This is a genomic window from Polaribacter sp. (assembly GCF_039939415.1).
In the GTDB taxonomy this organism is placed as follows: Bacteria; Bacteroidota; Bacteroidia; order Flavobacteriales; family Flavobacteriaceae; genus Polaribacter.
In genome coordinates, this window is record NZ_JBDVJE010000011.1 from 103,697 (window position 1) to 117,138 (window position 13,442).

General features: G+C 29.8%; 13 protein-coding genes. 10 read left to right on the forward strand and 3 right to left on the reverse strand.

Translation table 11 applies throughout. From position 1 onward, the window contains the following. Nucleotides 1–141: 141 nt before the first annotated feature. Nucleotides 142–528 carry a hypothetical protein gene (locus tag ABJG40_RS01925; protein ID WP_348022894.1) on the reverse strand — a complete coding sequence of 129 codons (387 nt, stop codon included), beginning with the start codon at nucleotides 526–528 and terminating at the stop codon, nucleotides 142–144. 368 nt (nucleotides 529–896) lie between these two features. On the opposite strand from ABJG40_RS01925, the gene ABJG40_RS01930 reads away from it, so the two are divergent. The 7 genes from ABJG40_RS01930 to ABJG40_RS01960 all read left to right on the forward strand — a co-directional run bounded on the left by ABJG40_RS01930 (nucleotide 897) and on the right by ABJG40_RS01960 (nucleotide 7,588). Then, nucleotides 897–1,508 carry a fumarylacetoacetate hydrolase family protein gene (locus ABJG40_RS01930; RefSeq protein ID WP_348022895.1) on the forward strand — a complete coding sequence of 204 codons (612 nt, stop codon included), beginning with the start codon at nucleotides 897–899 and terminating at the stop codon, nucleotides 1,506–1,508. Between the two features lie 94 nt (nucleotides 1,509–1,602). Beyond that, entirely contained in the window at nucleotides 1,603–2,118 is a 516-nt protein-coding gene (locus ABJG40_RS01935) for a GNAT family N-acetyltransferase (RefSeq protein WP_348022896.1), read from the forward strand. Nucleotides 2,119–2,251: 133 nt separating this feature from the next. Continuing rightward, nucleotides 2,252–4,375, forward strand: a complete 2,124-nt coding sequence (locus ABJG40_RS01940) for a Tex family protein (protein ID WP_348022897.1) — start codon at nucleotides 2,252–2,254, stop codon at nucleotides 4,373–4,375. 25 nt (nucleotides 4,376–4,400) lie between these two features. Beyond that, nucleotides 4,401–4,547, forward strand: a complete 147-nt coding sequence (locus tag ABJG40_RS01945) for a hypothetical protein (protein WP_348022898.1) — start codon at nucleotides 4,401–4,403, stop codon at nucleotides 4,545–4,547. A gap of 99 nt (nucleotides 4,548–4,646) precedes the next feature. Next, nucleotides 4,647–4,868: a hypothetical protein gene (locus tag ABJG40_RS01950; RefSeq protein WP_348022899.1), complete on the forward strand. Its 222-nt coding sequence runs from the start codon at nucleotides 4,647–4,649 to the stop codon at nucleotides 4,866–4,868. Continuing rightward, nucleotides 4,865–5,167, forward strand: a complete 303-nt coding sequence (locus tag ABJG40_RS01955; RefSeq protein ID WP_348022900.1) for a type II toxin-antitoxin system RelE/ParE family toxin — start codon at nucleotides 4,865–4,867, stop codon at nucleotides 5,165–5,167. Before ABJG40_RS01950 ends, ABJG40_RS01955 begins: the two co-directional genes overlap by 4 nt. Before the next feature lie 45 nt (nucleotides 5,168–5,212). Further along, nucleotides 5,213–7,588 (forward strand): DNA topoisomerase 3, encoded by a 2,376-nt coding sequence (locus ABJG40_RS01960; protein WP_348022901.1) that lies wholly within the window; start codon nucleotides 5,213–5,215, stop codon nucleotides 7,586–7,588. A gap of 28 nt (nucleotides 7,589–7,616) precedes the next feature. Here the strand turns inward: ABJG40_RS01960 and ABJG40_RS01965 are convergent, their stop codons facing one another. Next, on the reverse strand, nucleotides 7,617–9,413 hold the full coding sequence (locus ABJG40_RS01965) for a long-chain fatty acid--CoA ligase (RefSeq protein ID WP_348022902.1): 1,797 nt from the start codon (nucleotides 9,411–9,413) through the stop codon (nucleotides 7,617–7,619). A 258-nt stretch (nucleotides 9,414–9,671) separates the two neighbouring features. Here ABJG40_RS01965 and ABJG40_RS01970 point away from each other — a divergent pair, with 258 nt between their 5' ends. After that, on the forward strand, nucleotides 9,672–10,604 hold the full coding sequence (locus ABJG40_RS01970) for a sterol desaturase family protein (RefSeq protein WP_348022903.1): 933 nt from the start codon (nucleotides 9,672–9,674) through the stop codon (nucleotides 10,602–10,604). A gap of 180 nt (nucleotides 10,605–10,784) precedes the next feature. Here the strand turns inward: ABJG40_RS01970 and ABJG40_RS01975 are convergent, their stop codons facing one another. Then, nucleotides 10,785–11,006, reverse strand: coding sequence for a VF530 family protein (locus ABJG40_RS01975; RefSeq protein WP_348022904.1), 222 nt, complete (start codon nucleotides 11,004–11,006; stop codon nucleotides 10,785–10,787). Between the two features lie 133 nt (nucleotides 11,007–11,139). Between ABJG40_RS01975 and gcvT the strand changes: the two genes are divergently transcribed. Beyond that, nucleotides 11,140–12,225, forward strand: coding sequence for a glycine cleavage system aminomethyltransferase GcvT (gcvT, locus tag ABJG40_RS01980; protein WP_348022905.1), 1,086 nt, complete (start codon nucleotides 11,140–11,142; stop codon nucleotides 12,223–12,225). Between the two features lie 101 nt (nucleotides 12,226–12,326). Continuing rightward, nucleotides 12,327–13,442 (forward strand): SDR family oxidoreductase, encoded by a 1,116-nt coding sequence (locus tag ABJG40_RS01985; RefSeq protein ID WP_348022906.1) that lies wholly within the window; start codon nucleotides 12,327–12,329, stop codon nucleotides 13,440–13,442.

The window sequence follows — 13,442 nt, forward strand, 5'->3', positions numbered from 1 at the left end:
GGTAGTAATTACGTTACTGATTTAAAAGACATTGAAGAAAAAAAGAAAGGTAAGAAAGAAGAATTTTTTGCTTCTTAACTCAATATAAAAAAAGGGTGTGATATGAATCACATCCCTTTTCACATTTATGAATCAAATGTTTTAAGCATTTCTTTTTGCCCATAATTCTCCTTCTCCTTGATAACCGTTTTGAAGCCACATTTTATCAAAAGCGTGACTTAATGTTTTACCTACTTCTTTTCCTAAACAATCAAAAGAGACATTTCCTTTTCCATGATCTTTCATGATCCATTCTTCTCCTTCTCCTTGTATACCATCTTGTAACCATAATTTATCGAAAGCATGACTCAAATATTTTCCTTTTTCTCCTCCTGTACATGCTAATGCAACACGACCTCCTTTAAGTTGTTCAAGTACAAAAACTTCTCCTTCTCCTTGAACCCCATTTTGTAGCCAAACTTTATCTAATGCGTGGCTAAGATATTTACCTGTTTCTTTTCCTAATGCTTCTAATGTAATACGTGACATAATTTTTTAAGTTTTTTAATTAATATTAAGTTTGTTTTGATATTTTTTTAGAAAAGTTTTGTTTTTTTTCTAAAACCCTGAAATATGTAGAAGATATTGATCAAGTATTTTTCTACTTATTCCTCTTACAAATATCATATAACATATTTATAATCAATAGAGTAAAATTACGTGATTTAAAAAACAAGAAAATATAACGTAGCTTAAAAACTTTAAGCTCTAATAGATTTTACTTTATTGAATGTTTTAAAAACTCTAATATTAACATCACTTTTAAAAAAATAATTATCAATATTTAATATGCTAAAAAAAGTTTTTTTTGATGCATTTTTTTTACTTTTACTTACACAACAAAAAAAGTATTTAAAATGAAAATTTTAGGAATAGGTAGTAACTACGTTACTGATTTAAAAGATATTGAAGAAAAAAAGAAAGGTAAGAAATTTATATTTTCTAAGCCAGAATCTAGTTTAGCTGTTAATTGTGATGTAGCATATCCTAGTAGCATTACCAACGAATTAATTTACGAAGTAGAATTGGTTGTTAAAATTGGTAAAGAAGGTAAAAACATCTCTAAAGAAGATGCAAATTCTTATATTTCTGAAATTGCTGTTGGTATTGATTATACTGCAAAAGATATTTTAGCAAATGCCAGAGAAACAAAACACCCTTGGGAATTTGCAAAAGGTTTTGATGGTGCTGCACCAATTTCTAGCTTTAAACCTGTTTCTGATTATAATTTAGGTGATATTGATTTTGATTTAAAAATTAACGGAGAAGAAAAACAAAAAAGTAATACAGCTTATATGATTCACGATTTTGCTGATATTATTGTGTTTATTTCTGAATATATGACCTTACAACCTGGCGATTTAATTTTTACAGGAACACCTGCTCTTGGTAAAGGGGAAATTTTTAAAGGAGATCAATTACAATGTTCTGTAAACGGAGAATTATTATTAGACTTTAAAATGATATAATTGTCTGTTCGAGCGCAGTCGAGAACTATTAATTTTAAATTTTAGTTAAGGTTTCGACTGCGCTCAACCTGACAAAACCTTATAATACTTTTTGATGAAAATAAGACTTTCTAAAACGGAAGATGTTCCGCAGATTGAAACAATTATTAACGATGCCAAAGCTTATTTAGCATCACAAAATATTGATCAATGGCAAAACGGTTATCCAAATGCAACACAAGTAGCGCAAGATATTTTAAACAACGAAAGTTATGTAGTTGTAAATGATGACGATGTTGTGATGGCAACATCAATGTTTACTTTAAGAAAAGAACCAACTTATAAAGAAGTTATTGACGGAAGTTGGTTGATTGATGAAAATGAAGTTTACGGAGTAATCCATAGAATGGCTATTAAAAAAGAGTTTAGAAAATTAGGTTTGGCAACTTTTCTTTTTGATGAATTTCATCAACAATTAAAAGATAAAAACATTCAAAGTTTAAAGATTGATACGCATGAAGATAATTTAGGAATGCAGTCTTTAATCAAAAAATTAGGTTACAAATACTGTGGAATTATTTACACAGATTACAATGCAAAACGCTTGGCTTTTGAGAAAGTAATTTCCTAATATCAGTTCGAGCACAGTCGAGAACTTTTTAACCTTCCGACTGCGCTCAAGGAGACAAAAATCTACTATATTTACAACCTCATAAATTCATTTTTATGAGGTTTCTTTTTTCTGATAAAATTCGACTAATAAAATGCAATTACAGCAATATATAATTCAACAAACACAACTCTCATCAAAATCTATAGAAAACACCATTTCTCTATTAAATGAAGATGCTACAATTCCTTTTATATCTAGGTATAGAAAAGAAATGACAGGCAATTTAGATGAAATTCAAATTGGTGAAATTGTAAAATTTAAAGAAACTTTTGAAGCTTTAGAAAAACGTAAAAAAAGTATTTTAAAAGCCTTAGAAGAACAACACGTTTTATCGCCTGAATTAGAAAATAAAATCAACAATTCTAACGATTTAATTGCTTTAGAAGACTTGTATTTACCGTTTAAAAAGAAGCGAAAAACCAAAGCAGAAACTGCACGTTTACAAGGTTTAGAACCTTTGGCAAAAATGATGATGAGTCAGCGTGTAAATGATTTAGAATATACTGCTTCTAAATATACATCCAACCAAGTTGAAACTGTTAAAAATGCTTTAGAAGGTGCTCGTTTTATAATTGCAGAATGGATTAACGAACGCACAGATATTAGAAATAATATTCGTTATCAATTAGAGCGTTTTGCACAAATCTCATCCAAAGTAATTAAAACTAAAAAAGATGATGAAAAAGCACAAAAATTTAAAGATTATTTTGACTGGAGCGAGTCTTTAAACAGAATTCCATCGCATCGATTTTTAGCCATTTTACGTGCAGAAAAAGAAGGTTTTATTCGTGTTAAAATAGAAATTGACACCGAAAGAGCGCTTCAAAAAATGGAAGACAGAATTATTCGCAGTCAGAATGAATGCTCAGAACAAATTCAATTAGCTATTAAAGATGCTTTTAAACGTTTGCTTTTTCCTTCATTATCTAACGAAACATTATCCACAGCTAAAGAAAAAGCAGATGAAGCCGCCATTCTTGTTTTTTCTAAAAATCTAAAACAATTACTTTTAGGAGCTCCTTTAGGTGAAAAAAGAGTTCTTGCCATTGACCCTGGATTTCGATCGGGTTGTAAAATTGTTTGTTTAAATGAGCAAGGTGATTTAGAACATAATGAAACTATATTTCCACACGCACCACAAAATCAATCTTTTGATGCAATTAAGAAAATAAGCTCGTTAGCAGAAGCGCATAAAATTGAAGCCATTGCTATTGGTAACGGAACTGCTTCTAGAGAAACGGAGCAACTGATAAAAAAGATTCAGTTTAAAAATCAAGTGGATGTTTTTGTGGTTAGTGAAGCCGGAGCTTCTATTTATTCGGCTTCTAAAATTGCTAGAGACGAATTCCCAAACTACGATGTTACCGTTCGTGGAGCTGTTTCTATCGGACGAAGGTTACAAGATCCTTTGGCTGAATTGGTTAAAATTGATGCAAAATCAATTGGAGTTGGCCAATATCAGCATGATGTAGATCAAACTAAATTGAAAAAATCTTTAGACAACACAGTAGAAAGTTGTGTAAATACTATTGGCGTAAATATAAATACTGCAAGCGAATCTTTGTTGAGTTATGTTTCTGGTATCGGACCAAAATTGGCAGAAAACATTGTGAATTACAGAAATGAAAACGGTTCTTTTTCTTCTAGAACTGCTATTAAAAAAGTGCCTCGTTTAGGCGGAAAAGCTTACGAACAAGCTGCTGGTTTTTTACGAATTAAAAATGCAAAAAATCCGTTGGATGATTCTGCAGTGCATCCAGAAAGTTATGCAATTGTAGATAAAATGGCAAAAGACATTAATAAAAAAGTCGCCGATTTAATTGGTAATTCAACATTGATTCAGAAAATTAATCTACAAAATTATTGTACAGAAACCATTGGTTTGCCTACATTAAAAGACATTGTTAAAGAGTTAGAAAAACCTGGTGTAGATCCAAGAGAAAAGGCAAGAGTATTTTCTTTTGACAAAAATATTAAAACCATTTCCGATTTAAGAGTTGGTCAATTATTACCCGGAATTGTAAATAATATTACCAATTTTGGTTGTTTTGTAGATATCGGAATCAAAGAAAGTGGATTAATTCATGTTTCTAATTTGTCGGATACTTTTGTAAAAGACGTCAATACTATTGTCGCTTTACAGCAACAAATTGTGGCAAAAGTATTAGAAGTTGATGTGGTTAGAAAACGAATTCAGTTGGCTTTAGTAAAGTAAAATAATAATTTCTTATATTTATAAAATGAGTAATAAAACAGAAAAAAATGATCTTTGGGACGACTTAACAGACGCTCAAAAGAATGAAATACAGCAAGAAGTTAATGAGTCTAGCAAAAAGAAAAAAACAACTTGGGAAGATGTTAAAAATCAACTTTCTAAATTGAAATAATCTTTTAAGTTTTATAAATTCATATTCAAAAAAAACGAATTGAATTAGCTTTGATGAAGTGAAATAATAATTTCTTACCTTTATAAAAAGAAAAATAAAATGGATATTCAAACAACAAAAATAGCATTGATAAAAGAAATTTTAGACATTGAATCTCCAGAACTTATTGAGAAAATAGCTACTTTTTTAAAAAAAGAGAAAAATGATTTTTGGGATGAACTAACTCTTTCTCAACAAGAAGAAATAAAAAAAGCAGATCTAGATGTTGTTAATGAAGACACTACAGATTATGAAACTTTTATGTCTTCTCATAGATCATGAAAAGAGAGGTAATCATTACTAAAACAGCTCAAAAGAAATTAAATACACTTTTTAACTATTTAATTGAAAATTGGAGTTCAAAAGTAAAATCTGATTTTATTAATAAATTAGATAAAAATATAGACCTCATAAAGCAACATCCAGAAAGCTTCCTTTCTTCAAAAAAGAGAATTGGTTTGCACAAATGTGTTATTACAAAACAAGTAACATTATTCTATAGATTTAATGCTAAAAATATTATTGTAACCACCATTTTTGATACTAGACAAAACCCTGATAAGTTAAATAAAGATTTATAAAACTTCTCAAATAATTTCTTACTTTCGACCTCGCAAAAATAATCAATGAAAGTCTGTATTGCCGAAAAACCATCAGTAGCAAGAGAAATTGCTAACATACTAGGAGCCAAAACAAAACGTGATGGTTTCTACGAAGGAAATGGTTATGCGGTAACTTACACATTCGGACATTTATGCACACTTTTAGAACCTAAAGATTACAAACCTCACTGGAAAAGTTGGGATTTGAATAATTTACCCATGTTACCAGAACGTTTTGATACCAAAGTAACAGGTGATGCAGGAATTAAAAAGCAGTTTAACATTGTAAAAAGTCTTTTTGAAAAAGCAGATGTTATCATCAATTGTGGGGATGCGGGTACAGAAGGAGAATTGATTCAGCGTTGGGTAATTAATCAATGTAATTACAAAGGAAAAGTAGAACGTTTATGGATTTCGTCACTTACAGAAGAAGCTATTAAAGAAGGGTTCAACAATTTAAAACCGGCAGAAGATTACGATAATTTATATTACGCCGGTTATTCTCGTGCTATCGGAGATTGGTTATTAGGTTTAAACGCAACTCGTTTATACACTGTAAAATTTGGCGGATTTAAACAAGTTTTATCAGTTGGTAGAGTGCAAACTCCTACCCTAGCCATGTTAGTAAATCGTTATTTTGAAATCGAAAATTTTAAACCGCAACCTTATTGGGAATTACAAACTACGTATAGAAATACACTTTTTAATTATGAAGATGGTCGTTTTCTTAAAAAAGAAGACGGACAAGTTTTAGCCGATAAAGTTGCTCAATCAGAATTTGAGATTGTTTCTGTTACCAAAAAGAAAGGGAAAGAATATGCGCCAAAACTATTCGATTTAACTGGTTTACAAGTATATTGTAATAATAAATTTGGTTTTTCTGCGGATGAAACTTTAAAAATCGTGCAGAAATTGTACGAGATGAAAGTAGTTACCTACCCAAGAGTTGACACTACTTTTTTACCAAATGATTTGTATCCAAAGATTGGAGGAATTTTATCAAAATTAACCAATTATAGCGAGTTAACCCAACCGCTTTTAGGTCAGAAAATAAAGAAAACAAAACGTGTTTTTGATGATAAAAAAGTAACCGATCACCATGCAATTATTCCAACCGGAATTCAAGGAAATTTGCAATACAATCAGCAACAAGTTTATGATATTATTACGCGTAGATTTATTGCCGTTTTTTATCCGGATGCAGATGTTTCTAACACTTCTGTAATTGGTAAAGCTGCGGATGTGCCTTTTAAAACAACCGGAAAAGAAATTATAAACAAAGGTTGGCGAGTAGTTTTTGAAACCAACGAGAGTAAGATTAAAAAAGAAATGAATGAGAAATTGACCTTACCTTCTTTTGTAAAAGGTGAAAAAGGACCTCATGAACCTTCATTTTTAGAAAAGGAAACAAAACCGCCAAGAAATTATACAGAAGCGAGTTTATTACGTGCCATGGAAACTGCCGGAAAACAGGTAGATGATGATGAAATGCGCGAATTAATGAAGGAAAACGGAATTGGAAGACCGTCTACAAGAGCAAGTATTATAGAAACTTTATTCCGTAGAAAATATATTGAGCGTAAGAAAAAATTGGTTTTACCAACCCAAACCGGAATCGATTTAATTAATATTATTGATAATGAATTATTAAAATCTGCTGAGTTAACAGGTAGATGGGAAAAACGTTTAAAAGAAATTGAACGTGGAGAATTCAATGCCGGAACTTTTATCAATAACATGAAAAAGATGGTAGATCAATTAGTGTATGAAGTACGTTCTAACACTTCTAAAAAACGAATTTCTTCGAATACAACTGTCAGTTCGAGCGCAGTCGAGAACTCTTCAAAATCAAAACCAAAAAAAGCTCCAACAAAAAAACAAGTTGCAGGAAAAACGTGTCCGAAATGTAAAAAAGGACAAATTCTAAAAGGATCTTCTGCATACGGTTGTTCTGAATATAAAAACAATTGTGATTTAAAAATTCCGTTTTTAGTTTACGGAAAGAAAATTTCTGAAAATCAACTTATTCGATTAATAGACAAAGGTTGTACTACCAATTTAAAAGGATTTACAACAGATACAGGAAAAGTTGAAGGATTGATTCGTTTTGATGATGATTTTACTCTAAAACTAGAACCTAAAAAAACAGTCATTGCGAGTGAAACAAAGCAATCTGTTAATAATAGTGAGGCTACTTCGTCGAAAACTCCTGGTAATGACAGTAATAAAATAATTTGTCCAAAATGTAAAAAAGGCACTGTTTTAAAAGGAAAAACAGCTTACGGTTGTTCTGAATATAAATCGGGTTGCGATTTTGTTTTTACCTTTGAAAACATCAAAAAAATAGCCAATGGAAAACCATTGACTAAAGATTTGGTTTTAAAAATTATCAGTCAATAATTTTTAAAACAGCAATAAAAAACACATTTTATTCTGCGTACATTTTATCAATAAGTGCTTTGTATTTTTTCTGAATAACTTTTCGCTTTAATTTTAAAGTTGCTGTAATTTCTCCAGCTTCAATACTAAATTCTTTAGGCAGTAAAGTAAATTTCTTAATCTGCTCGAACTTAGAAAACTCTTTTTGCAGTTCTTCAAAACGTTTTTCAAGCATTTTTTTAATTTGATTGTTAGCAATCAAATCTTCAATATCCTTAAAACTAATTTTATGTTCTTCTGCATATTTTTTAATATTATCAAAACTTGGTACAGCTAAAGCAGTCACATATTTTTGTTGATCTCCAATAACAGCAATTTGCTCTATAAAAGAATCACTAACCAAAGCAGTTTCTAGCTTTTGAGGAGCAATATATTTTCCTCCAGAAGTTTTCATCAAATCTTTAATTCTATCCGTAATTACTAAATTACCAGATGCATCTATTTTTCCTGCATCACCAGTTTTAAACCATCCTTTCTCAAATACCTCTGCAGTTGCTTCTGGCTTTTTGTAATACCCTTTCATTACTCCAGACCCTTTTACCAAAACCTCATTATTATCACCAATTTTAATTTCTGATCCCGTAATTGTTTTACCTGCAGAATTAAATTCAAAATGATGATCACCAAACAACGTAACTGTTGCGGTAGTTTCTGTTAAACCATAACCACATTTTACATTTAATGCAAACGAATGAAAAAAGGACACCAAATCTGGACCTAATGGCGCACCTCCACATGGCATAAATTTTATATTTCCACCAAAGACACCACGTAATTTACTCAACACCAATTTATCTGCTATTTTATATTTTAAACTTAGCATTAACGGCACTTTTTTATCAAGTCGTTTGTGTTTGTTATGGTAATTATTTCCAATCCCTAAAGCCCAACTTGCCATTTTCATTTTTGCAGGAGAAGCTTCTTTTCTTTTTTCTTGAATAGCCGTAAAAATTTTCTCAAAAATTCTTGGTACAGTACACATTAAAGAAGGTTTTACTTCTTTTAATACATCTGCAATTTTCTTAGGATCTTGGTTAAAATATACCTGAATACCTTGCTGTAAACAGAAAAACACCCAACTACGCTCGTAAATATGACTTAATGGTAAAAAACTTAAAGAAGTATCATTCTCATTAACATCTAATTCCGCTTCGTGTGCTTTTAAAGATGATGCAAAATTGTTATGATCTAGCATTACTCCTTTTGGTTCTCCTGTTGTACCAGAAGTATAAATAATACTTGCCAAATCGTCTAATTCAGATTCAAAATGACGTTTTTCTAATTCGGTTTCAATACTTTTCAGGAATTCTGCATTGATAAAATCTGTAAAGTAAACAGCATTTTTATGATTATCTAAATCTACGGTTTTAGTTAATGCAACAATTAATTTTAAATATTGATTGTTTTCTGATATTTGTGCAGCTTTATCAAATTCCTCTTGATCACCTACAAACAATACACTAATCATTGCATCGTTTACAATATATTCTGCTTCTTTTTTAGAATTGGTTGCATAAATAGGAATTGTTACAGCTCTTGTTCCCATAATTCCAAGGTCTGCAATAATCCATTCTGTCATGTTTTGAGCAAAAACACCAATATTATCTTGCTCTTTTATTCCAAAATTAATTAAAGCCTTAGAAACTTGCTGAACCTGAAAATAAAAACAATCCCAAGAAATACCTTTCCAATTTTTAGAAACTTCATCTTTATAAAAAATGGCTTTCTTAGTTGTAAATCTTTTGGTGTTCTCTTTAATTACTTTCAGTAAATGTTTGTAATTCATATAATAATCTTTCGCCTTTTTTTTAAACAATTAGATTTAAAAACGGCTAAAATTACTAATAATTTAAAGAGTAGACAGTAAAAAGAAAATTTGCTTTTCTTTTTATTAAAACTTTATGATTTAAAATTAATTTTAAATGTTGAAAAATAATTTACAAAAACTACTTATATCTAGGTAATTTTCAATAAAATAAACAAAAAAGTACTTATTTCTTAAAAATTTAAACCTATTTTAGCAAAAAACCAAGCTAATTATTTAATGAATTTCACGAACCCACTTGTATATGGTGTTCCTTGTTTTTTGGGTCTAATTTTATTAGAACTCGCCTATAGCAAGCATCACAAAAAAAAAGAAAATCATAAACTTTATAACTGGAAAGATTTAGCAGCAAGCCTTACTATGGGTATTGGTTCCGCTGTTTTAGCTCCTTTAACAAAAACAATTGCCGCAATTGTACTTTTTAATTTTGTCTATGAAATTTTTAATCCATTAGTAGATGGTGTTCGTACAAATATTATGGGCTATGAGTCTTTTGGTTATGCTTGGTATGTTTGGATTATATGCCAGTTATTAGATGATTTTAGCTATTATTGGTTTCATAGACAAAACCATAATGTTCGTTTTTTATGGGCTGCTCATATAGTACATCATTCTTCTGATAATTTTAATTTAGGAACTGCTGTTAGAAATGGCTGGTTTACCATTCTTTACAAACCTTTTTTTTACATGTGGATTACCGCTATTGGCTTTCCTCCAGCAATGTTAGTAGTTTGTTTAGGTATTGAAGCTTTATGGCAATTTCAATTACACACCGTTTATATTGGTAAATTAGGTTTCTTTGATAAAATATTTAACACACACACCATGCACCAAGTGCATCATGCTCAGAATTTTGAGTATATGGACAAAAATCATGGTGGATTTTTAAATATTTTTGACAGAATGTTTGGTACTTTTAAAGAATATGATGAAACTATTGATATAGAATACGGAGTTACAACTCCGCCAAATTCTTACAATCCATTTGTAATTTTAACACACGAATACAAAGATATTTGGAATGATATGAAAAAATCTAAAAACTGGTATCATAAATTTATGTATGCGTTTGCTGCACCAGGTTGGAGTCATGATGGAAGTTCTTTAACCATAAAACAGCAACGTAAATTATTAAAAGAAAATAAACTATAAAAAAATCTGTCAGCTTAAAAAATTGACAGATTTTTTAGTTTATAAATTATTGAATTGTTTTTACCGATTTACAATAAGTTTACAAACAAGTTTAGCCCTGATTGAACGGTTTGTTTGAGCTCTTTTTGAAGCATGAAAAAAAGCGAGTAGTGAAAGCAGGAAATAGCTTCAAAAAAAAAGTTAATCAATCATGTTTTTTAAATAAAACTGCTCTACTTTTTCTCTTGCCCAAGGTGTAGTTCTTAAAAATTTTAAACTAGATTTATAAGTAGGATTATTTAAAAAAGCTTTAATACCAAGAGAGTATCCTAATTCTTCCCAACCATATTCTAAGAATAATTCTTCTAAAATAGTTGCTAATTTGATTCCATGTAATGGATTATTTGGTTGCTCTTTGCTCATTTTTTAAAAGAATTTATAACAATATCAAAAGTACAGCTATTATTTTTTCTAATTCGTAAATATTAACATTAATTAGCATTTGTTTATTGCGAATTTTTCAATAATTTAGCCCGAAAATAATAGAAATCTATACATGAAAAACATTGCGTTAAACGATACTCACATTGCTTTAGGAGCTAAAATGGTTCCTTTTGCTGGTTATAACATGCCTGTACAATATGAAGGAGTTACAGCAGAACACCTAACTGTTAGAGAAGCTGTAGGTGTTTTTGATGTGAGCCATATGGGTGAGTTTTTGGTTGAAGGTGAAAATGCTTTAGCACTAATACAAAAAGTAACTTCTAACGATGCTTCTAAACTAGAAATTGGTGATGCTCAATACAGTTGTTTCCCAAATGAAGAAAACGGAATTATAGATGATTTAATTTGTTACCGAATTAAAGAAAACACCTATTTATTGGTAGTGAATGCATCTAATATTGAAAAAGATTGGAACTGGATTTCTAAATTTAATGAAGATTTTAATGCAGATTTAAGAGATTTATCAGAAGGATATTCTTTATTAGCAATTCAAGGTCCAAAAGCTGTGGAAGCTATGCAATCTTTATCTTCTTTAGATTTAGCAGATATTCCTTTCTACAAATTTAAAATTGGAGATTTTGCAGGTATTGATAATGTAATTATTTCTGCAACTGGCTATACAGGTTCTGGTGGTTTTGAAATTTATTGTAAAAACACAGAAGTTGAACAAATTTGGGAAAAAGTTTTTGAAGCTGGTACAGATTATGGAATTAAACCAATTGGTTTAGCAGCAAGAGATACCTTGCGTTTAGAAATGGGATATTGTTTGTATGGAAATGATATTGATGATACAACATCGCCAATTGAAGCAGGTTTAAGTTGGATTACCAAGTTTACCAAAGACTTTGTAAATGCAGATGCTTTAGCAAAACAAAAAGAACAAAAACCAGAAAGAAGACTGGTTGCTTTTGAGTTGGATGAAAGAGGCATTCCAAGACATGGTTATGATATAGTTGACGGAAACGGAAAAATAATTGGAAATGTTACTTCTGGTACCATGAGCCCTTGTTTACAAAAAGGTATTGGAATGGGCTATGTACCAAGAATTTTATCTAAATCTGGTACTCAAATTCATATTCAGGTTCGTAAAAAAGCGATTCCTGCAACTATTGTAAAGCTACCTTTTTACAAAGGATAATTATACAATAATATACAAAATTGTTAAAACCTCACAATTATGTGAGGTTTCTTTATTATAAAAAGTAATTTCGCTTACTAAATTTTTATTAAACTAGAATTATGAATTGTTTATTAACGGGTGGTACTGGTATTGTTGGAAGCCATATTATGTTTGAATGGCTATACAAAGCTATTGTTGAAAAAACGGTTAATCACCTTTTTGTAATTATAAGAGATAATAATAAAACTGCACAAGAACGTTTAATAGCTATATTACAAAATGACTCTCGTCCTGAATTTTTAAACAATTTTACTTTAGAAGAATGTTTAGAGAAAATCACCGTAATTTCTAGCGATCTAGCTGCCATTTCTAAAGACATTTTAGCTAAACATAATTTTGACACAATAATACATTGTGCAGGATCTACAAACTTATTAAACACAAACGATTCTAAAGAAAAAGTACACTCTCAAAACTATTTAGTAACCAAGCAACTTTTAAATCAACTACCAGAAACTGTAACTCGTTTTTTATATATAAGTACAGCATATTCATTCGGAATTCAAGATGGTAAAGTAAATGATAGTATAGAAAACTATGAAGTTACCGATTTTAGAAATCCTTATGAGAAATCTAAATATAAGAGCGAACGTTATGTAAAAGAAACCTGTAAATTAAAAAACATTGATTCTCAGATTTTAAGACCAAGTATTATTTGTGGTCGTTTAATTGATATGCCTTTTTATGAAACACCAAAGTTTGATGTTTTTTATTCATGGGCTATATTTTTAGCTAAATATGCTAAAAAAGCAAAAGAAAGTTTTAGAATTTGGGTTGATAAAGAAAGTGGATTAAACATTGTTCCTGTAGATTTTGTTTCAAAAGCAATTTTACACGCTTTTTTAAATCCATCAATAAAAGAATTGAATATTGTAAACCCTAAACAAATTTTACATAAAAGTTATGTAGGTGATGTTTTAGAATCTTTTGATATTAACTCCTACCAATATGTTTCTGAAAAACCAGAAAACCTAAATACTTTTGAACAACTATATTACAAGAGTATTGGTAATCTTTTTGAGAAATATATTTCTATTCCAGATTTACAATTTAAGTCTGAGCAAATTCTTAAATTTATAGATCAGTTACAGTTAGATGTTACTTTGGGTGTTCATGAAAATTTTATGAACTTGATTAATTTTTCGGTAGAAAAAAAGTTTAGAGAAAGTTACTAA

Excerpts from the sequence above, each read along its gene's own strand:
- ABJG40_RS01945 (WP_348022898.1), top strand. The coding sequence starts at position 4,401 with ATGAGTAATAAAACAGAAAAAAATGATCTTTGGGACGACTTAACAGAC.
- ABJG40_RS01940 (WP_348022897.1), top strand. The coding sequence starts at position 2,252 with ATGCAATTACAGCAATATATAATTCAACAAACACAACTCTCATCAAAA.
- gcvT (WP_348022905.1), top strand. The coding sequence starts at position 11,140 with ATGAAAAACATTGCGTTAAACGATACTCACATTGCTTTAGGAGCTAAA.
- ABJG40_RS01965 (WP_348022902.1), bottom strand. The coding sequence starts at position 9,413 with ATGAATTACAAACATTTACTGAAAGTAATTAAAGAGAACACCAAAAGA.
- ABJG40_RS01955 (WP_348022900.1), top strand. The coding sequence starts at position 4,865 with ATGAAAAGAGAGGTAATCATTACTAAAACAGCTCAAAAGAAATTAAAT.
- ABJG40_RS01950 (WP_348022899.1), top strand. The coding sequence starts at position 4,647 with ATGGATATTCAAACAACAAAAATAGCATTGATAAAAGAAATTTTAGAC.
- ABJG40_RS01925 (WP_348022894.1), bottom strand. The coding sequence starts at position 528 with ATGTCACGTATTACATTAGAAGCATTAGGAAAAGAAACAGGTAAATAT.
- ABJG40_RS01970 (WP_348022903.1), top strand. The coding sequence starts at position 9,672 with ATGAATTTCACGAACCCACTTGTATATGGTGTTCCTTGTTTTTTGGGT.
- ABJG40_RS01975 (WP_348022904.1), bottom strand. The coding sequence starts at position 11,006 with ATGAGCAAAGAGCAACCAAATAATCCATTACATGGAATCAAATTAGCA.
- ABJG40_RS01985 (WP_348022906.1), top strand. The coding sequence starts at position 12,327 with ATGAATTGTTTATTAACGGGTGGTACTGGTATTGTTGGAAGCCATATT.
- ABJG40_RS01960 (WP_348022901.1), top strand. The coding sequence starts at position 5,213 with ATGAAAGTCTGTATTGCCGAAAAACCATCAGTAGCAAGAGAAATTGCT.
- ABJG40_RS01930 (WP_348022895.1), top strand. The coding sequence starts at position 897 with ATGAAAATTTTAGGAATAGGTAGTAACTACGTTACTGATTTAAAAGAT.
- ABJG40_RS01935 (WP_348022896.1), top strand. The coding sequence starts at position 1,603 with ATGAAAATAAGACTTTCTAAAACGGAAGATGTTCCGCAGATTGAAACA.